Annotated in this window: 19 protein-coding genes and 2 pseudogenes; 9 read left to right on the forward strand and 12 right to left on the reverse strand. The window is 64.8% G+C overall.

The genetic code is table 11. The features are described 5' to 3' along the window. Positions 1–223: 223 nt before the first annotated feature. The 3 genes from modA to BO1_RS44555 form a co-directional block, all read right to left on the reverse strand. Positions 224–1066 carry a molybdate ABC transporter substrate-binding protein gene (modA, locus tag BO1_RS44545; protein ID WP_028223106.1) on the reverse strand — a complete coding sequence of 281 codons (843 nt, stop codon included), beginning with the start codon at positions 1064–1066 and terminating at the stop codon, positions 224–226. Between the two features lies 1 nt (position 1067). Further along, the gene (locus tag BO1_RS44550) at positions 1068–3197 is read right to left on the reverse strand and encodes a TonB-dependent receptor (protein ID WP_028223107.1); all 2130 of its coding nucleotides are present in this window, start codon (positions 3195–3197) and stop codon (positions 1068–1070) included. Between the two features lie 339 nt (positions 3198–3536). Further along, entirely contained in the window at positions 3537–4106 is a 570-nt protein-coding gene (locus BO1_RS44555; RefSeq protein WP_028223108.1) for a helix-turn-helix domain-containing protein, read from the reverse strand. A 36-nt stretch (positions 4107–4142) separates the two neighbouring features. On the opposite strand from BO1_RS44555, the gene BO1_RS44560 reads away from it, so the two are divergent. The 3 genes from BO1_RS44560 to BO1_RS44570 all read left to right on the forward strand — a co-directional run bounded on the left by BO1_RS44560 (position 4143) and on the right by BO1_RS44570 (position 6167). Next, a complete protein-coding gene (locus tag BO1_RS44560; protein WP_028223109.1) occupies positions 4143–4658 on the forward strand; it encodes a GNAT family N-acetyltransferase in 516 nt (171 codons plus the stop codon). A 148-nt stretch (positions 4659–4806) separates the two neighbouring features. Then, a complete protein-coding gene (locus BO1_RS44565) occupies positions 4807–5286 on the forward strand; it encodes a carboxymuconolactone decarboxylase family protein (RefSeq protein ID WP_028223110.1) in 480 nt (159 codons plus the stop codon). Then, positions 5283–6167: a sigma-70 family RNA polymerase sigma factor gene (locus BO1_RS44570; RefSeq protein WP_028223111.1), complete on the forward strand. Its 885-nt coding sequence runs from the start codon at positions 5283–5285 to the stop codon at positions 6165–6167. Before BO1_RS44565 ends, BO1_RS44570 begins: the two co-directional genes overlap by 4 nt. 16 nt (positions 6168–6183) lie before the next feature. Here the strand turns inward: BO1_RS44570 and BO1_RS44575 are convergent, their stop codons facing one another. Further along, positions 6184–7119, reverse strand: coding sequence for a LysR family transcriptional regulator (locus BO1_RS44575; protein ID WP_028223112.1), 936 nt, complete (start codon positions 7117–7119; stop codon positions 6184–6186). Positions 7120–7390: 271 nt separating this feature from the next. On the opposite strand from BO1_RS44575, the gene BO1_RS44580 reads away from it, so the two are divergent. From BO1_RS44580 to BO1_RS44590, 3 genes are all read left to right on the forward strand, one after another. Next, complete coding sequence (locus BO1_RS44580) at positions 7391–8338, forward strand: cupin domain-containing protein (protein WP_028223113.1); 948 nt, start codon at positions 7391–7393, stop codon at positions 8336–8338. Between the two features lie 185 nt (positions 8339–8523). Beyond that, on the forward strand, positions 8524–9573 hold the full coding sequence (locus BO1_RS44585) for a GSU2403 family nucleotidyltransferase fold protein (protein ID WP_028223114.1): 1050 nt from the start codon (positions 8524–8526) through the stop codon (positions 9571–9573). A gap of 151 nt (positions 9574–9724) precedes the next feature. Further along, the gene (locus BO1_RS44590) at positions 9725–10297 is read left to right on the forward strand and encodes a thioredoxin family protein (protein ID WP_028223115.1); all 573 of its coding nucleotides are present in this window, start codon (positions 9725–9727) and stop codon (positions 10295–10297) included. A gap of 165 nt (positions 10298–10462) precedes the next feature. Here the strand turns inward: BO1_RS44590 and BO1_RS44595 are convergent, their stop codons facing one another. Then, positions 10463–11506 carry an alpha/beta fold hydrolase gene (locus BO1_RS44595; RefSeq protein WP_028223116.1) on the reverse strand — a complete coding sequence of 348 codons (1044 nt, stop codon included), beginning with the start codon at positions 11504–11506 and terminating at the stop codon, positions 10463–10465. Between the two features lie 274 nt (positions 11507–11780). On the opposite strand from BO1_RS44595, the gene BO1_RS44600 reads away from it, so the two are divergent. Beyond that, on the forward strand, positions 11781–12203 hold the full coding sequence (locus BO1_RS44600; RefSeq protein ID WP_028223117.1) for an organic hydroperoxide resistance protein: 423 nt from the start codon (positions 11781–11783) through the stop codon (positions 12201–12203). A 75-nt stretch (positions 12204–12278) separates the two neighbouring features. On the opposite strand, the pseudogene BO1_RS58555 reads toward BO1_RS44600, so the two are convergent. Next, a pseudogene (locus BO1_RS58555) lies at positions 12279–12458 on the reverse strand (amidohydrolase family protein); the annotation flags it as partial. 8 nt (positions 12459–12466) lie between these two features. Further along, positions 12467–12652: pseudogene (locus BO1_RS58560) on the reverse strand (LysR family transcriptional regulator); the annotation flags it as partial. 303 nt (positions 12653–12955) lie between these two features. Here BO1_RS58560 and BO1_RS44610 point away from each other — a divergent pair. Continuing rightward, the gene (locus BO1_RS44610; protein WP_028223119.1) at positions 12956–13204 is read left to right on the forward strand and encodes a hypothetical protein; all 249 of its coding nucleotides are present in this window, start codon (positions 12956–12958) and stop codon (positions 13202–13204) included. A gap of 24 nt (positions 13205–13228) precedes the next feature. Here the strand turns inward: BO1_RS44610 and BO1_RS44615 are convergent, their stop codons facing one another. Genes BO1_RS44615 through BO1_RS44635 form a run of 5 tightly spaced genes read right to left on the reverse strand, consistent with a single transcriptional unit; the run spans position 13229 to position 17779 of the window. Further along, positions 13229–14227 (reverse strand): hypothetical protein, encoded by a 999-nt coding sequence (locus tag BO1_RS44615; protein ID WP_043288944.1) that lies wholly within the window; start codon positions 14225–14227, stop codon positions 13229–13231. After that, positions 14224–15015, reverse strand: coding sequence for an SDR family oxidoreductase (locus BO1_RS44620; protein ID WP_028223121.1), 792 nt, complete (start codon positions 15013–15015; stop codon positions 14224–14226). Before BO1_RS44620 ends, BO1_RS44615 begins: the two co-directional genes overlap by 4 nt. Before the next feature lies 1 nt (position 15016). Then, positions 15017–15457, reverse strand: coding sequence for a nuclear transport factor 2 family protein (locus tag BO1_RS44625; RefSeq protein ID WP_028223122.1), 441 nt, complete (start codon positions 15455–15457; stop codon positions 15017–15019). After that, positions 15447–16673, reverse strand: coding sequence for a sulfotransferase family protein (locus BO1_RS44630; RefSeq protein ID WP_028223123.1), 1227 nt, complete (start codon positions 16671–16673; stop codon positions 15447–15449). The genes BO1_RS44625 and BO1_RS44630 overlap by 11 nt, the downstream gene beginning before the upstream one ends. Then, complete coding sequence (locus BO1_RS44635; protein WP_028223124.1) at positions 16670–17779, reverse strand: DUF1214 domain-containing protein; 1110 nt, start codon at positions 17777–17779, stop codon at positions 16670–16672. Before BO1_RS44635 ends, BO1_RS44630 begins: the two co-directional genes overlap by 4 nt. 229 nt (positions 17780–18008) lie before the next feature. Here BO1_RS44635 and BO1_RS44640 point away from each other — a divergent pair, with 229 nt between their 5' ends. Next, the gene (locus BO1_RS44640; protein ID WP_156992760.1) at positions 18009–19214 is read left to right on the forward strand and encodes a helix-turn-helix transcriptional regulator; all 1206 of its coding nucleotides are present in this window, start codon (positions 18009–18011) and stop codon (positions 19212–19214) included. Positions 19215–19399 lie beyond the last annotated feature (185 nt).

Here is a 19399-nt window from a genome sequence, read left to right on the forward strand (position 1 = left end):
TAGCGGTGTGAGCCGCTTTCTTTTGCCTACTTTTCTTTGCGGCTGCAAAGAAAAGTAGGTGCCGCCCCGCACAGGGGCAACGCATGCGGCCCGCCGCGAAAACAAGTTAAGGCCAAGACCAGACTAGAGCGACTCCTGGAAATCGCGCCCGTTAGCGTCGGGACACGCAAGCGCAAACTAGAGCATGCGCACAAACTCCGCCACAAGCGGCGGCCGCTCGCGCCTACCGCCGCGCAACCGGCGTAAACCCATACTGCGATAGCACGTCCTGCGCCGCCGGACTCATCATATACATCGCCAGCCGGTAAGCGGCACTACGTGTCGCGGCATTCTGCGGCGACTCAACCACAGTCATCCCGTAATCGACGGGAAAAGCCAGATCGGCTGGCAACTCAACCTGCGTGAACGTCGTATCGGGCGTCGGTTCGTGCGAACTGCAGTAACCGATAAACACATCGACATAGTGGGTCGTGAGAAAGTACTTCACCGGATTCTGCCCGGCCGGCACAGGCGGCGCGACGGCCCCCCCCACCAGTTGCCGCGCCTTCGCTTCCAGCGTCTGCGTGGCCCCCGGCCGAACCGTGCCGGCCTTTTCAAACAGCGCCCACGCATAATCGCCGCCAGGGTCCGCCTTCGGCGTCGAAGTGCCAATCTTGATCGCCGGATCGAGCAACTTGTCGAGCAAGTTCGCACTGGTCAGCCCGACGTCGGGACGCGCCTCGACACACAGCCGATTTCGCGCAAATACGACAACGGGCGCAGCCTTTCCCTCCGACGCAAGCCGTTGCGGATGCTCCATGTTCGCGGAAACGAAAATGTCGGCCCCGCCCGAGTGCTCGATCCTCTCGAGCAAGGTTCCGGCAGGTCCGGTCACGAGTTGCACCGGCTGGCCGGTCTCGCTCGTGTACTGGCGCGTGATGGCGCCGAGCGCGCCGCCCATGCTGCCGGCCGCGTAGACCGTGATAGTTGGCATGGCGGGAGCCTGCTGGGCCACCGCGAGACAGGCGCTCAGGCCGGTGACGGAAGACAGCAGCGCCTGAAGCAGGAAGGAAGACGTTTTTTTCATTTCAGAGATCGACCTGGATGGATGCGCGCACCGTACGCGGCGCGCCGAGTGTGGCGGTACCGCTATCGGTGCCGGTGTAGCCGTTCTGGCCGGCAGGTGTGATGTTGGCCCAGTAGTGGCGGTTGGCGACGTTGTCCACCCCTACTCGCAGCGCCACGGCTTTGCCGGCGATCTTTGTCAGGTAGCGCGCGCCGAGGTTGACGACCGTGTAGCCGTCAGCGTAATCGGTGTTCGAATAGTTGGCGGCGCGGCGGCTCGCGTAATTCAAGTCCACGTTGAAGCCGAGGCCAGCCACGGTCGGCACCGAGTAATCGACCAGTGCGTCGAACACGACGCGCGACAACCCGAGAATCTGCGTGCCCTCGGTGGCGGCCACGCCGGTGTCGTGCAGACGCGGATCCAGCAGCGAAAGCCCCGCGTAGACGTTGATGTCGCGCGTGACGGCGCCCGTCGCGGTCAGCTCGATCCCGCGGTTCACCTGCTCGCCCTGCTCCGCATAGACGTTGTCTGCGCTCACCATGGCATAGGGCCGCTCGATCCGGTAGAGCGCGGCACCCAGCGTCGCGCTGCCGAGATCGACCTTGTAGCCGAGCTCCCACTGCTTGCTGCGGTACGGAGCGAGTTCGTCGCCCGCGTTGACGGTGCCCGACGGCGCGATGTCGCCCTGCTGCAGACTGTCCGCGTAGGTGACATAGGCGGTCATGTTTTCCAGCGGCTTGTACATCAGGCTCGCCGTGGGGCTGAAGCCATCGGCGTTGTACTTGCTCTTGACCGCACCCGCCGCGTTGTAGTTCTCGGCATGGATCCAGCTCTGGCTGGCAGCCAGCAGCGTCGACCAATGCTCGTTGAAGCTGATCGTGTCGCCCACGCTGATCGCTTGCTGGAACGTGCCGACCGATCGATAGCGGTCCGAAAAATCCGGCAGCGTCGGCTCGGCAAAGATCGCCGGATTGCTGAGGTTGCCGGTGCCGAGTGTGATCGCACCGGTCTGGTATGGCGTATAGCGGTTCCAGTAAAAGCCGGTGGTCGAGACGAACACGTCGTGCGTCATGCCGGCAAGCGCAACGTGGCCATTCAGCGCGATCGTGTTGCTGATGATCTGGTCGAGACTGTAGGTCGTCGTCGCGGTGGTTTCCGTGTACGCGCCTTTGTTATTGGTGAGCGTGAGGGTCGGCACGGTCGAGGCGCGGTCGTTCGTTTCGCGCAGCACGCCGGCGCTCAGGTGCCAGTCCTGATTGAAGTCGTGCTTCAGCGTCGCGCCCATCATGTTCGTGACGTTGTCATCACCGGCCCATGACTGGCCGAGCCCGACCGTTGCCGGGTTCGGCGCGGCGGGAAGCAGCACGTTCTTCGCCAGCGCGAAGGTCCCCGGGAAACCCGTGTCCAGGTAGTGGTACGTGCTGAAGTTCGTTTCGAGCCGGGTGTCCGGCGTAAAGCGGATATCGAAGGCGAGGCTCGCGAGGCGTCTGCGCAGACGGCTGTCCGAGACATAGCCCTCGCCATCCTGGTTGAGCAGATTGAGCCGGTAGCCGAAGCGGTCGTCGTTGCCGAAGTGGCCGCCAAGGTCGAGATGCTCGGTCCACAGATCGTTGGACTCGTAGCCGAGCGTGAATTCACGCAGGGGCTCATCGGTCGGACGCTTGAGCACGTAGTTGAATGTGCCGGCCGGACTCGCCGGCCCGTAAAGCGCGCCGGCGAGTCCGTTCAGCACCTCGATGCGGTCGAACTGCTCGATCGGATAGTCGGTCGTCGCGGCGATGTTCATGCCGTCAATGCGCGTGTTCTGGACTACGCCCGCCTGCATGCCGCGCGTCTGGGGCCGGATATTCCAGCCCTGCACCGAAGGAATGTAGGTGAACGCCTCCTGCACGCTGCGCAGTTGCTGATTCTGGGCCAGCGACTGCGGAATGACGTCGATCGAATAAGGCGTATCGAGCAGCTTCTTTTCGCCGAGCGGCCCGACTACGGTCTGCTTGACCTGGTACGACGGCCAGGTCACGGGCATCACGCCCGTGATGACAATCGGGGCAAGCTGGGCTTCGTTGTCCTGCGCGTGAGCCGGGAGAGCGGTGCCGATTCCTGTGGAGACGAGTGCGAGCGTGGGTAATGCGATGCGGGAGCGCGATGTCATTGCAATTTCTTTACGGAACATATCGTTATATCTAGCGAAATATAACGTGAGGGGCAAGCCCGCCACAAGGACGCAAGGTGCCGTTGTTGCAGTAATGCCGCGTGGATATGCGAATACTGCTTATGTCAATGGCGCAATAGTGGTCGTGCCGGCGAACGGATATGCCCGGGGGAAAAACATATTAATCAGGATGCCGTAATAAACTGCGCGAGAATTTCGCAGCGGGACATCGCCAAGTCCAGCGCGAGCGCGGCACAGACCTCAAGATCTCCTTGCCGCCTCGACGGCTCTCAGGTCAGGCCGCAAGGGGACAGCATGAAAAACGGCCGAGCGCGTGAATCACGCTTTCTGAAACACGATCACCGCATACCTGCACGTGCGCTGGCTTTCGTTCTTGAAGACGCAGTCGCTCGGCGGTCCCAGCTCCAGGCAATCGCCTGCGCCCAGTTCGTGGCGCTCCCCGCCTTCGATGAACACCAGATCGCCGGCCAGCACCCAGATCAATTGCCGGGTCTGCAAATAGGCCGACGCCGGCATCGGAATTTCCGCGGCCGGGGGCAGGTCGATCTCCACGAGGTTCAGCGGCGCCGCCGTCTTCGGCGATACGTGGCGCCGCACATACCCGCTCTGCGGATCGACCCACACCGGCTGGTCGGCCGCGCGCAGCAAGCGCCCCTCTTCGAGCTCCGCGAGCGCGAGCAGCGCCGACATGCTCATGCCGAACGCCCCTGCCAGCTTCGCCAGCAGCGATGCCGTCGGGCTGCTCTCCCCGCGCTCGATCTTGTGGATCATGGCCCGCGAGACACCGGACTTGCCGGCGAGGTCGGTGAGCGACCAGCCGCGACCCTCGCGCTCGCCTCGAATGCGAGCACCGATCCGTTGATCTATGCTGTCTAATATCGTGTACACTCGATCCATTATAGTGGACTAGACGAAGGAGCTGCCATGGAAATCCGCGATGCGGGTCCAGCGGACATCGACGGTATCACGGCAATCTATAACGACGCCGTGCTGAACACGACCGCGATCTGGAACGATTTGACGGTCGACGCGGCCAACCGCACGGCATGGCTCGCCGACCGGCAAAAGGCCGGCTACCCGGTGCTGGTCGCCGTCGACGGCGACGGGCCCGTGCTCGGCTATGCCTCGTTCGGCGACTGGCGTGCCTTCGACGGCTATCGGCATACGGTCGAGCATTCGGTCTATGTCCGCAACGACCAGCGAGGCCGGGGCATCGGCGTGGCCCTCATGCAGGAACTGATCGGCCGGGCGCGCGCAATCGGCAAGCACGTGATGGTGGCGGGCATCGAGGCGAACAATGCCGGCTCCATCGGGCTGCACGAAAAGCTCGGCTTCGAGCACGTGGGGCATCTGAAGGAAGTGGGCATGAAGTTCGGCGCGTGGCTCGACCTCGCCTTCATGCAGCTCAAGCTCGATGCGCGCCCCACGCCCGATGCATGACGCGCGGTGTGATGCGGCGCGTTGAGTCGGGCTGAACGGCTTTGCCAGTCCCGGCACCCGCACACCGAAAAATTTTTCGCATCGATGTCACACGCGGGGCGGGCTAGCTCGTCATGTCAGTGGAACCCACACGAAAGGAGATGGAACCATGACTGCCAAGCTCGACCCGTTCGCCGCCGCCCCCGCTCAAATGAAGTCCTGGATGGGCACCTCGCTTGCCGTGGCCGGCAGCCTCGAACCCAGCCTCGTCGCGCTCGTGGAGGTGCGCGCCTCGCAAATCAACGCGTGTGGCAACTGTATTAACATGCACACGACCTATGCGCGCGAGGCCGGCGAGACCGAGCAACGCCTCTACCTGCTTTCCGCCTGGCGCGAGGCGCCCTGCTACAGCGAGCGCGAACGCGCGGCGCTGGCCTGGACCGAGGCGCTCACGCGCATCTCCGAAGGACACGATGCGATCGAGCGCGCCCGCGCCGCGCTCAACGACCACTTTACGCAGGAGGAGCAGGTGAAGCTCACGCTGATGATCAACGTGATCAACGGCTGGAATCGTCTCGCGGTTGGCTTCGGCCTGTGGGCCGATCCGGCGGCGGCGAAGGCCATGGCGAAATCGGCTGCCGCCGCATGACGGACGCCGCTTCGACTCACGCCGGGGACGCGGGTGATGCCTCAGACGCCGCGGCGAGCTTCGACCCGCTGCGGCGCAAGCTGATCCGCGTGGCGTACCGCATGCTCGGCTCGGTCGCGGATGCCGAGGACATCGTGCAGGACGCGTTCATCCGCTGGCTGCACGCCGATCGCGCCGAGGTCCGTGTGCCCGAGGCCTTCCTGCGCCGCATGGTGATGCGGATGTGTCTCGACCAGCTCAAGTCCGCGCGGCATCAGCGCGAAACTTATGTGGGACCGTGGCTGCCCGACCCGGTTGTCGAAGAAGACGAGCAGGAGGACGTCACGCTGCCGCTGATGCTCGCGCTCGAGCGGCTCTCGCCGCTGGAGCGCGCGGCCTTCCTGCTGCACGACGTATTCGGTCTCGACTTCGACGAGGTCGCGGTGACCATCCAGCGCGAGCCCGCCGCGTGCCGACAACTCGCGGCGCGGGCGCGCACGCACGTGCGCGAATCGCGCCCGCGGTTTCGCGTGGAGAAAGAACGCGGCGTGGAGCTGGCGAAGGCGTTCTTCGCCGCATCGCGCAGCGGCGACATGAGCGCCCTGGGCGCGATGCTGGCCGCCGATGTGAGCCTGCATGCGGATGGCGGCGGCAAGCGGTCCGCCGCGGGCAAGCCGCTGTTCGGCTTCGAAACCGTGATGAAGGTGCATGCGTATCTGGCGGAGCTGTTCCGCAAGAACGGTTCGACGCTCGTGCGCGCGGGCTTCATCAACGGACTACCCGGCTTCGTGACGCTCGAGGCAGACGGCGAGCTGCAGACGACCGCGCTCGATATCGAGAACGGCAAGATCGCGGCCATTTATGTCGTGCGCAACCCGGACAAGCTGCGGCACTTGCACTGACGCGCGCTAACGTGCGCTAAGCCGATGGCTCCTGCCAATAGCCTTCGCGCGCGTAGAGGCCCGCAAAGAAGTCGAGGAACGCACGCACCTTCGACGAGACGGTTTTCTTGGGCGGATAGACGCCCCAGACGCCCGGCGTCGCGGTGGAGGTGCGCGCCTCCCAGCCGGGCAGCAACTGCACGAGCTTGCCTTCGCGCAGCGCGCCGCCCGCGGCCCATTCGGGCAGCAACGCGACGCCCATCCCGGCGAGCGCCAGCGAGAGCACGGCCTCGGTGTCGTCCACGCGCAGGCGCCCGCCGAGCTTGACGGTGACTTCGCTCGCGCTGCCGCGGCCCGACGGACTCACGATGACCCACTTGTCCTCGGCGGTCAGCGGAAAGCGGATCGCCTCGTGCGACGCGAGTTCCGCGGGCGTGGCGGGATGCCCGCGCCGCGCGAGGTAGGCCGGGCTCGCGCAGACGATGCGCCGGTGCGTGGCGAGCTGCCTGGCCATCAGTTGCGAATCGGGCAGCACGCCGATGCGTACGGCCACGTCGATGCCGGCGTCGATGAGGTTCACGACCTCGTCGGTCAAGATCGCATCGACGTTGATCTTCGGGTAGCGCGCCATGAACTCGGGCAGATGGCGGATCACGTGCCGGCGTCCGAACGAGGTCGGCATGGTGACGCGCAGCACGCCCTGCGGCGCGCTATTGAGCGACGAAGCGGCCTCGCGTGCCTCGTCGAGGCTTTGCATCACCCGCAAGGCGCGCTCGCGAAAGACGCGCCCGCCCTCGGTCAGCGTCAGGCCGCGCGTCGAACGATTGAACAGCGCGATCCCAAGGTCGGCTTCGAGCTCGGAGATATAGCGCGAGACCGTCGACGTCTTGACCTCGATCCGCTCGGCCGCCTTGCTGAAGCTGCCCAGCTCCGCGGCCTGAAGAAATGCCCGAATCGCCAAAAAATAATCGATCACCACCTTGCGCGCCTCCGCCCTCGTCCCGCCCTGTTCTTTCGGCCCGGCGATGGAACGGCCGGGCGTCGTCGTTGCGCATTCTACCCGGGCGGCCCGGTCCACGGCCCTCGATGACCGCTATCCGCGCCACGCAAAACTGATTCCGCCCGAGCGCCATTCTGCGCGTCCCACCCCGCTCCTATAGTCCTGCTCATGCCGTTGCGCCCCACGATGCATTCAAGCAGCGAAACCTCCGCTCGACGAGCCCCACCTTCAAAGGAATCAGAAGATGCAAACCCGGACCGATCCCTCGACGCTCAAGCTGAACGACGATTTCACGACACGCGAGGCCGAATACTTCGAATACACGTCGTCGGCCAATCCGATCGGAGCCCGTCTGATTTCACGCGTGCCCTACCGGTCGTTTCTCTCGTCGCTGTACGACGATGGCCCGACGCGCATCGTGCCGCTCGACCTCTCCGCCGAGCTGGGCTGCGACTTCCCGGCCACGGGGCCCGCGCTGCTCGCGAACTTCATCCGCATCGTGGCGGGCGAGCATGTTTCGGTGAACCCGAACGCCACTTCGCAGGTGTTCTACGTGCTCGAAGGCGCGGGGGCCGTGACGCAGGGCGACGCGGCCTTCCTGTTCGGCGCGGGCGACTTTTTCTCGCTGCCTGGGGGCACCGAAGCCGTGCTCTCGGCGCAGACGACCGCCCGCCTCTACTACGTCAGCGATGCGCCCCTGCTCAGCTATCTCGGCACCACGATCTCGCACGCACGTTTCAGCCCCACGCTGTACCCCGCGCAACGCGCCAAGGCGGAGCTGGAGGCGGTGGCGAACGCGCCGGGCGCGAGCCAGCGCAACCGGATCAGCGTGCTGCTCGGCAACACCAATTTTCCGCAGACGCGCACGGTGACACATTCGATGTGGGCCATGTTCGGCATGATCGGTCCCGGGACGATGCAAAAACCGCATCGTCACCAGTCCATCGCGCTCGACTTCATCCCCGCAGCGAAACCGGGCGTCTACACGCTGGTGGGCACGGAGCTCGACGGGAGCGGCAACATCGTCGATCCGGTGCGCGTGGACTGGATGCCGGGCATGGCGTTCGTCACGCCGCCGGGCTACTGGCACGCGCACTTCAACGAGTCCGGCGACAACGCCTACGTGATCCCGCTCCAGGACGCGGGTCTGCAAACGTATCTGCGCTCGCTCGACATCCGCTTCGCGAGGTAACGCGGCGCTCGGCGTGCGGCGGCGCGTTGCGCCGCTGGCGGTGAGGCAACGCCCGCCCGCGGCGGCGGGCGCGCCACTTGCGCCGAGGCATCCCGGTTTTCAGTAATTATCGAAAAATTACTGAAATTTCCACTACCGGCCGTTTTTCAGTAAAATATCAAAAATTACTGAAAACGGCTCAGGACATGCTCGGCTCCCCCCTTTACCAACGTCACGACCAGGCTTTTTGCGCCCAGCTTGCGAACGTCGAGCAAGCTGCCGCCGCGCAGGACACCGTGCTCGTCGGCGCGCCGGGGACGATCCTCGAGCACAAGCGCGCAGACCTCGTCTACTACGCCCGCCAGTTCATGAACCCCGAGGGCAAGAAGCAGGAGGAAAGCCTGGGTGGCCCGCAAGGCGACCCCGACGTGGAGGCGCGCGTGGAGGCAATGCGCGAGCGCATCGTGCAAGGCAAGGACCTCGTGAGCCGCATCCGCGAACTCGCGAAGCTGGGCTTTCAGATCGCCGATAACAAGACCTACGCCACGATGGGCGTGCTGTACAACCACGGCCTTTTCCAGGCCGGGGCCGTGCTCATCGGCTCCCATGCCTACGCGGTGCTGCTCAACAGCCTCGGCATCAAGTCCGTGGCCTACGAGACCGAGGACGTCGATATTGCGCGCGCGCGGCAACTCGCGCTCCAGCACGTGCCCACGGGCGGGCTGCTCGCGATCCTCAAAGAGACCGGCATCGCCTTCGTGGAAGTGCCGCCGATGACGCGCGGCGCGCCATCGACCTCGTTCAAGCAAGCCGGCGCGACGCGCTTTCATGTCGACCTGCTCGTGCCTTCGGAGGACGATTCATTCCCGACCATCGCGGTGCCCGAACTGGGCGCGCACGCAACGGGGCTCCCCTACCTCGCCTTCCTGCTCGGCAAGTCGCAGATGGGCACGCTCATTTCGAGGCACGGCGCGGTTCCCGTGCGCGTTCCAGACCCGGCGCGCTTTGCGATTCACAAGCTGCTGGTGTCGCGCTTGCGCACCAACATGCTCATCAAGTCGCAAAAGGACGTGCACCAGGCCTGCGTGCTCCTCGCAATGCTCGGCGACCACCGAAGCGGTGACATCGAGGACGCCTGCGCGGACCTGCCCGCCTCGACTCGCGCGCTCGTGCGCCGCGCGCTGCCCGACGTGCGGCGCCTGCTCGAGGCGCATGAAGGCGCGATGGATGAGCTCGAAGCGGGCATTGGCGCGTGAGATTCTCGAGGCGCGCGGTGCCTGCTTTGTATCCCTGTGTATCCGGCGCGCGCGGCGACACACTACGTTTCACATGCGCGTGCCCGGGACATCTGCCGGATACGTGCGCGCGCTCCAATACGGTCGAACACCCAACCACGGAGATCCCGTCATGTTCGATCGACTCAAGATTGCGGCCGCCGTTGCCGCGTTTGCAGGGCTGGCCGCCACCGGCGCCTGGGCTGCCTTCGCATCCGACTCGAATCCCGTCGCCGAGCCCGCGCCCGTGCAGACCGGCGCGAGCGCGCCCGACTTTACCGGCACCGGCGCGTGGCTCAATAGCGCGCCGCTCGATCTGAAGCAGTTGCGCGGCAAGGTCGTGCTCGTCGAATTCTGGACCTTCGATTGCATCAACTGCGCGCATACGGTGCCCTATGTGAAGGACTGGTACGCGCGCTATCGCGACAAGGGGCTCGTGGTGGTCGGCGTGCATACGCCCGAATATCCGTTCGAGCGCGACACGGGCAATCTGAAGAAGGCGATTGCGCGGTTCGGCATTCAATATCCGGTCGTGCAGGACAATCAGTATGCGACGTGGAATGCCTATGGGAACCAGTATTGGCCCGCGCTTTATCTCATCGACAAGAACGGCAAGGTGGTTTATCGGCAAGTTGGTGAAGGGCACTATGAGGAGACCGAACAGGCTATTCGGGGACTGTTGGGGGTGGATGGCAAGCGGGGTTGATGTTGGGGAGGCGAATTGCGATTCGCAATTCGCCTCTTCGCCATTTGCCTTGTGTCTGTTTCAGAAAAAAGAATGGCGCGCCGTTCACGCGGCGCGCCATTCTTTTTGCCAGAGTACGAGATTCAAATCGCTGCGCGCCCACAACGAGCGCGCAGCCACCCCGCATCACAAATGCGTCACCTGCAGAATAGCCTCGGCGAAAGCCTTCGGCGCTTCCTGCGGCAGGTTATGGCCAATGCCGCCGCCAATATCCCGGTGCACATACTTGCCCGTGAACTTCTTCGCATAGGCCGCCGGCTGCGGATGCGGCGCGCCATTGGCATCCCCTTCGAGCGTGATCGTCGGCACTGCAATGGTCGGCCCGGCGGCCAGCCTCTGCTCGATGCCGTCGAATTTCGACTCCCCCTGCGCGAGGCCAAGACGCCAGCGATAGTTGTGAATGACAACCGCCACGTGATCGGGATTCTGGAACGCGGCAGCCGAGCGCGCGTAGGTCGCGTCGTCGAAGTTCCATTTCGGCGATGCCAGTTGCCAGATCAGCTTGTTGAAGGCGTCGCGGTTCGCCGCGTAACCCTGCGCGCCGCGCTCGGTCGCGAAGTAGTACTGATACCACCACTGCAGCTCGGCTTGCGGCGGCAGCGGCTTCTTGTTCGCCTCCTGGCTGCCGATCAGGTAGCCGCTCACGGAGACGAGGCCCTTGACCCGCTCGGGCCACAACGCGGCGATGGTGTCCGCCGTGCGCGCGCCCCAGTCGTAGCCGCCAAGCACGGCCTGATCGATCTTCAAGGCATCCATGAGCGCGACGATGTCGACGGCGGTCACCGCCTGCTGCCCGTTGCGCGGCGTGTCCGCCGAAAGAAAGCGCGTCGAGCCGTAGCCGCGCAGATACGGCACGATCACGCGATAGCCGGCCGCGGCCAGCATCGGCGCGACTTCGACATAGCTGTAGATGTCGTAGGGCCAGCCATGCAGCAGCAGCACCGGGGGACCGTTCTTCGGCCCCGCTTCAGCGTAGCCCACGTTGAGCACGCCGGCGTCGATCTGCTGAATGGGCCCGAACGCAACACCGCTGCCTGTGCGCGTGTTCGGCGCCGCGCCGTTGGGCGTCTGCGCACTGGCAATGCTGCTCAAGCCAAGTTCCGCGAGGCTGATGCTCGCCAGCGTAGTGCCGAGAAGCCGGCGACGGCGGACATTGACGGGATCTGACATGACTCGTTTCTCCTGTTTGGATGGGATAAAGCGCTGCAACGTTTTTATAGCCGAATCATGTGGATGCTTTGTATCTCACTGTATCTGCCCAATCCGCGTACACATAACGAATCAATTACGCCGCTCCTGAAAACATGCCGGATACATCGGACGGTTCTAATGCGTCAACGGCGAAATCCACGCGACGGCTTCCAGGTAGCCCCGGACTCCCCGACGCCGACCGGATCACGCCGCTCCAGGAACATCATTCAACGCTCTTCATGAGGAATCCACCATGAGCCAGGCAGCAAACGTTCTGTACACGGGCAAGACGCACACCACCGGAGGCCGCGACGGCGCATCCCACAGTTTGGACGGCAGGCTTGAAGTGAAACTCTCGTCGCCGGGATCGAGCGCACCGGGCACCAATCCGGAGCAATTGTTCGGCGCGGGCTGGTCGGCGTGCTTCATCGGCGCGATGGGGTTCGCGGCGGGCCAACTGAAGACGGCCCTGCCCGGCGAGACGGCCGTGGATGCCGAAATCGATCTCGTGAAGGGCGACGACGGCTATTCGCTGCGCGCGCGCCTGAACGTGAGCCTGCCGGGTCTCGAGCGCGAGGTGGCGCAACGCGTCGTCGAGATGGCGCATCGGACCTGCCCGTATTCGAAGGCCACGCGCGGCAATATCGATGTGACCATCACGCTGGCCGAGGCGTGATTCTCGCCACCAACATGTTGTGTGAGCAATAAAAAAAAGCGGGGTGACATATCTGCCGCCCCGCTTCTGCGCTTCTCTTACGGTGTAGGCATGCGCCATCACATAAGTATTGGCCGCTTCGGCCTCGCCGACGATCGTTCGGATCTCGTCTTCGGAGTACTGCGTATTGGAAATGGGATCGACCGGCGAGGCCACGCCGCCCGAGGCCATGATCTTGATCTGCGTGGCGCCCTTCTGGATCTCCTCGCGCACGGCGTCCACGGGCGCAACGAGCGGTGCTCGCGCACGAACAGCGAGCGCCCGAGGAAATCCTCGAGTTGCTGGATCTGGCGGCTGATCGCGCTTTGCGTCAGGTGCAGTTCGCTGGCCGCGCGCGTGAAGCTCGCGTGCCGCACGGCGGCTTCGAAAGCGACCAGACATTGAAGAGGCGGCAAGGGCGTGATGCGCATGGCGGGTGCAAGCATTGATTGCAATTCCCGCATGATAGAGCCTCGCCGTTGCCGCGCACGGCAAACGCTCGCCCGCATTGTCCTCAATCGTGCAATCCGCCCTTTAACACGGCTTTCGCGCACGCGTTCGCGGTCACAATGCCGTGCGATCGCTGGCCCGCGTCGCCGCGGGACGCCCTGTTCCGGCTCGAGCGGGTGCTACGCATTGCGCGAGCGGCCGGGAAAAATCGACGACAATGAACGAACCAACCTTGAACGCGTGCGGCCAGCACACGGACGGCGCGCGAGACCGGAGATCATGCCATGCCACCGACACCCGACTACTGGTTCCCGGCCAAGCGCTACGGCTGGGGTTGGGGCTTGCCGAACTGCTGGCAAGGGTGGGCGATCTTGATCGCCTACTTCACGCTGATCGGCGCAACCGCGCGCTTTGCCCCGCCGGACCATCATCGCTTGACCTTCATCTTGCTGGTCGTGCTCTACAGCGTCGTCCTCCTCTTCGTGTGCTGGCTCAAAGGCGAGCCGCCTCGCTGGCGCTGGGGCGACGATTGAGGCCGCTCACCCTGCTCTCCCGGTTCACGCTCTGAACGCCGCCTCGAAGCGTGCGGCGAAGCCGTCGAATTCGGCCTCCGGCAGATGGTTGATGCCCGCCGCGCGCTTTCTCCCGCCGCCCGTCTCGAACTGGCGGCAAAAATCGTCGGCGCCGGTTGCGCAGCCGGCCGGCACGCGCAGGCTCACCACGAAGCCGCCACCGGGCTTCGGCGAAAGCACGGCGAGCGCGCGCTCCGGCTCGCGCTGCAACAGCTCATTGGCGAGCGTGCCGGACGCGCGCCGCGCCCATGCCTCGCCAGGCAGACAGATCAGCCGCGTCCCTGGCACGTCGCGCCCGGCCGGCAGCGCATGCGCCTTCGCCATGTCGTCGCGATAGCCGTCGCTCAGCGCCGCGAACACGTCGTTGGCTTCCACGAACGCGAGCGGGTCGGCGAACGGCAGCAGCGCCTCTGCCAGCGCTTCGGGTGCGAAATGCAGGTCGTCGACCGTATCGCCATAGGCGTTGTAGTTCAGCAGGAGCCCTAGCTGCGCGAGCCGCCCGAGCGTTTCGCCGCCGATGCCATGCGCGCGCGCGAGGGCTTCGCCGAGCGTGGTCAGCGCGTCGCCGTATGCGCCCACGATCGCCCAGCGCGCGTAGCGGCCGCCGAGATAGCCGTTGACGAGCGCACTCGTGCAGACATCGAGCGCCGTGTTGATGTGCGCCTCAAAGCGCGGATGCGTTGGCAGCTCGCCCGCGAAGTGATGGTCGAAATAGCGCAGCGACGCGCCCTCGTCCAGCAGGCGCAGGGCATCGTCGCGGTTTTGATCGTGCGATACGTCGAGCACGGTGACCCGCACGCCCGCACCGCCCGCCACGCGCTTGAGCAAGTGAATGTCACGCTTGACGCCCGTGACCAGCACCGCATCGGCGCCTTCGGCCAGCCGCAGCTGCTGGAGCGCGCACAGCCCGTCGGCGTCGCCGTTGAAGGCGTAGATGGGCAGTGGCGCGTCTGCGCTGTTTGTCGTGGGGCCGCCGTGGCTCATGGCATGAAGTCTCCGCCGTTCGCGTCGAGCGCTGCGCCCGTGATCGCCTTTGCGTAATCGGAGACGAGGAAGAGCGCGGCCTTTGCGCAGTCGTCGTCATGGGGAATCTCGCCGAGTGCGATGTTGGCGGCGATCGGCGCGACGATCTGTTCCTCGGGCACGCCGTGCTCGGCCGCCGCGTGGCGCACGTAGCCTTGCACCGGCGCGCCCCACATCCAGCCCATGTGGATCGTGTTGGCGCGGATACCGTGCGGGCCCAGCTCCTTCGCGAGGTACTTCACCGCGACGGCGAGCGCCCCCTTCGACACGGCATAGCCGGCTTCGCCCACGAACGGCTTGCGCACGGCCTGGGTATTGATCATCACGATTGCGCCGCTGCGCTGCGCCTTCATGTGGGCCGCGACCTCCTGCGTGATCGTCATCGTGCCGACGAGATTGGTGTCGAACACCGCTCGCCAGCCGTCGAGATCGGCGCTCTCCACCGGCTCGGGAAAGTTGCCGTGCACGAAGGCGCTGTTCACTAGCGCGTCGATACGGCCGAAGCGCGCCACCGTCTCCTTCGCAAGATTGCTGCATTGCGCGCGATCCATAATATCCGTCACGCTCTTGAATACTTCGCAGTCCACATCGAGTTCACGGATGCGCGCTTCGGCATCGTCGAGCTTCGCCGCCGTGCGCGCGGCGAGCACGACCGCGCGCGCGCCCTCGCGCGCCGCTTCGACCGCGAGCTTCACACCGAGCCCCGGCCCAATGCCGGACACGATCACTACCTTGTTCTTCAAAAGCATCTCAAAGTCCCCCCTCATAGTTGTACGAATAGCAGAGTTCCTGCTCGCGATGGCGGATGCGCCAGCCGTCGGGCGTGCGCACGAGCGCGTCCACATACCAGATGCCGAAGAACATCACGCGCTCGCTGCCGTCGGGCGCGCGCCATACCATCGGGTTGTGACACATCGTGCGGGCGCGCGCCGTCTCGCCTTCGATCTCGACGCTGATGTTGCCCATCATGTGCTGGCTGCGCGGAAATTGCGGCAGCGCCTGCGCAAGGAACGCCTGGGCCTCGCGCAGCGTGCAGCGCGGGCCGCCCGTGGCACGGTAATCGATCACCGCGTCTTCGGTGAAGAAACGGTCGAGGGCCGCGAAATCGCGCCGGTCGATGGCCGTGCCGTAATCGATCATGAGATCGTTGATATCCATGCGGTCGAGCAGGTATTGGAGATCACGCGCCATGGTTCGCCTCGATATGGCGTTCGCGATAGCGCGCGAAATCGCGCTGCAACTGCTCGACGCTCAGGCCGAACTGCTCGAGCGTGTAATCGTGCGGCGCGCGCTTCTCGCGCCCGTTCTGCGCGAGCCACGCCTGCATGCCGGCGCGCACGTCGTCGGGAAACGTCATGCCCGCGAACGCATACACCCGTTCGACCACGCCCAGCGGATCGGCCACCGTGTCCTCGAAGCGCACGTCGAGAAAGCGCTCCGCCGGCAGGCTCGCACGCACGTCCATCGCGTGATGGACGGCGCGCTGCATCTGCGCGCTCCATTGCCGCCCGACTTCGCGCGCATCGGGAGCGTCGGCGTAGAGCTTCCAGAGCGTATGCGCCATGCTCGCCATCGACGGGATGGTCGCGGTCGGGTCGCGATGCGTCAACACCACTTTCGCGTGCGGGAATACCTTGAACAGCACTTCGAGCGTGTGCAGGTGTTGCGGCGTCTTGAGCACCCAGCGCTGCGCGCCCGGCTCGCCGCGCTGCGCCTTCTGCCATTGCAGGAACTGCAGCATTTTCTTCAGATACGCGTACACCTCGGTATGGTCCTGCTGCGCGAGCCACGCAGTATAGCGCGGCACGTTCGCATACGAGTCCATGGCGCAGAGGAACGAATGCTCCATCAGCATGAACTCTTCGTCGGGCTGCATGGCGTCCAGCGGATGGATCGCGAGGATCTGCGGAATGAAGTGGATCATCTGCTCCACTTCCGCGCGGGCGAGCGCGACGCGCCGCGCGCTCTCGTGCGCCGATTCGCCTGGCAGCGGCGCAGGGTAGCGCGTTTCCCACCACGCCGCCGAATGAAAGCGCGCGTCGGTGGCGAGCACACGCTGCAGCAGCGTCGTGCCGGTGCGCGGCAGGCCCACGATCACGACCGGATCGTCGATGGGCTGCGCGAGAATCTCAGGATGGCGCTTGCAATAGTCTTCGATCACGAGGCGGTTGACGAGCTGCGCCAACACCTTCTCATGCAGCATCGCTTCGCCTTGCGGCGATAGGTTGGCCTGTGTGGCGAGCGAGTCGAACAGGACCGTGAGCGCTTCACGATGGCCGCCGTCGCCGAAGTCGGTCAGTCCTCCTGCGCGCTCGGTCGCGGTTGCCAACAGTCGGCTGACGAGTTGATCGGTATCCTCGCGCGTCGCAATCGGCGCAATCGGCGCAATCGGGTTGGCGGCGTTCATGCGGTCTCCTTCAGCGTTTCGAGCTTGACCACGCGCGTGGACGGATGCACGGGCGTCGTGGCGCCCACCCAGCGCAGGCACAGCGTGCCGTTGCGATGGCCCGCGGTCTGCAGCCAGTTCGGCACGCCGGGGTCTCGCGCGCTCAGCACCAGCGTGACGCCGCCGTCCTCGCGCAACTGAGCCGAATGCTTGTTCAGGCAGATTTGGTGATAGCGATAGTCGAGCGACTCCATCCAGTAGTTATTGACCTGGACGTTCCAGAAGTCGCACTCGGGCACGCGCGCCACATCGATCACGAGCGCTTCATCGTCTTCGAGCGCCCAGTACGTGTGGTAGTAGAAGATGTTCGGGTCGCCGCCGGCGGCCTGGCACACCGCCTGATCGGCGGGGGGCAGTGCGTTGGCGTGCGCCTGATAGCCCTGCGCCCAGTTGGCGAAGATGCGCGACGTCTGCTCGACGAACGCGGCGGCGCGCTGCAGGCCGTCATGCAGACGCACCGGGTCGAGCGGCGCCGGCTGGCTCGACGCGCCAATGCGCTCGATCTTCAGCTGCGCGGGCTTCTCCGTCTTGCGGTCGAGGAAGGTCTGCCGCACGACCAGCGCGTTCGAGGCCGGGTCCATCGGCAGCCAGTTGCCTTCGTGGCGCTGTGCGCTGAGGACGATCTCGAAGCTGCCATCGGCTTCGACCTGCATATGATTCGCGTCGATGAAGCCCGTCGGCAGCATCTTGCCGTCGGTTTCATAGCCGCCCTTCTGCGTGCCGAAGCTCAGATACGACACCGTGCCGCGAGTACCGCTCACACGGTACTCGTGCTTGCCGTTCAGGCGCGCGTACTGATAGAGATTGTCGGGATTGTCGGCCCCGATCTTGGCCGTCTCGTGCGAGGGCGAAAAAAAGCCCGGGAAATCCGCATCTGCGAACTCCACATGCATTTCTAGCGCGATGCGCAAGAGCCGGCTCAGATAGCGGAACCCTTCGGCGCGCGTGAACGCGTCGTGCGGCGCTTCGGGCCGCAAAATCTGTTCGCCGCTGCGCCGCAGCGTCTCGCAAAAGGCGGCCCATGTCTCGCCTGAAAGCAACTGCGCCTCGCCGGTTGGCGTCGTCATGCTCTGTCTCCTCCGTTGTGCCGTGAGGAGACGATACCGATACCGGGTTGCCCGAATCTTCGTCCAGGCGGACTACCCAGGGCTTACCCTCCCGCTTCCCGTGGGGGTGCGGCTGGAGGCCGGCGCTGCCGCGCCGTCTAACTCAAAAGGACGATGCGCGCCGCGCCTCGGCTCCTATCATCGTCGAAAACGGCAACCGGGACCGGGCAACGGGACTCGCCACAACGCCATGGAGACGAACACAGTGTCGACGGATATAGCAGCCGACTGCGAGGGCATTGCGCAAGCCAGCTTCGAGGCGGCCGGCCTCGCGCCGCGCGACGTGAGCGCCCTGCTCGCGCTCGTCTACCAGGGGCCGGTGGAAGCCACGCCGTGGGCGGGACTGCTCGAATACATTCGTCAGCGGCTCGATGCGAGCTTCGTGACGCTCGTGCTGCGCAATCCCGCATCGGGGCGCGCCGGGCTGATCGTCAACGCCTCGGCCTATGGCACGCTGCTGCCGGGCGAGCCCTCATATAGTGAGCATTACTACTCGATTTGCCCGTTCACTACCGTGCCGGCGGGCCAGGCGGTGAGCGCGGACGAGCTGTTTGGCGCCGAGGCCTGGTGCGAGCATGAGTTCTATCTGCAATACCTGAAGCCGCTCGACCTGCGCTATATCCTGGTCGCCAACATACGCACACGCGACGCCGTGGATTGCGCTTTCTTTGTGAGCCGGCGCCATGGCGCGCGCGACTATGACACGGCGGACAAGGCATTGGTTGCCGTGCTGCTGCCGCACCTGCAACGCGCGGTCGACCTGCACTCGACGCTTGACGTGCTCGAATCCGAGCGGACGCTGTACGCCGGGACGATGGACCGCATGCTGGTGGGCACCGTGATTCTCGATGAGCATGGCAAGTGCATGAAGAGTAATGGCGCTGCCAATCGCTTGTTTGCGGCGGCGGATAGCTTGACGCTTGTGAACGATGCGCTGCGGGCGCGCTGCCCGGTGGAGGACCGGCGTTTGCAGAAGGCGATTCAGGCGGCGATCAATCACCATTTGATTGCAGCGACGTCGTGTGTTGAGGCCACGACGCTTTCGCGGGCTTCTGGAGAGATTCCGCTTAGTGTGCTGCTGCGGCCCATTCCGCTGAATTATCGGGCTGAGGACCGCACGCGGCGGCCGGCGGTGGCCGTGTTTATACGCGATCCGGCTTCTTCGCCGCAGCATTCGAGGGCCATGCTGAGGTCGCTATATCGGCTTACGCCTACTGAGACCGAGCTGGCGCTGCTGCTTGTGGATGGGCTCACGCTGGATGAAGCTGCCGAGACGCTCGGGATCGCGAAGAATACTGCGCGGGCGCATTTGCGGGGGATCTTTGGGAAGACGGGCGCTACGCGCCAAGCCGTGCTTGTGAAGACGCTGCTTAATAGCGTTGTGTCTATGGTTTGAGAGCTGGTTCTAATATGCGCGAGGCGCGATTCTGCGGCGCTGTGTGATGCTCATTACGATATGAGTTGGCGATTTGCGCACTTCGGTGCGGTGCTTATATTTGAGCAGGTGATGATGCTTGCCGACTATTCGGTTTGATTTTTTTTGGGGTTATTTTGGCCGTTGGCCTTAACTTGTATTCGCGG

The organism is Paraburkholderia oxyphila NBRC 105797 (assembly GCF_000685075.1).
Lineage (GTDB): Bacteria > Pseudomonadota > Gammaproteobacteria > Burkholderiales > Burkholderiaceae > Paraburkholderia > Paraburkholderia oxyphila.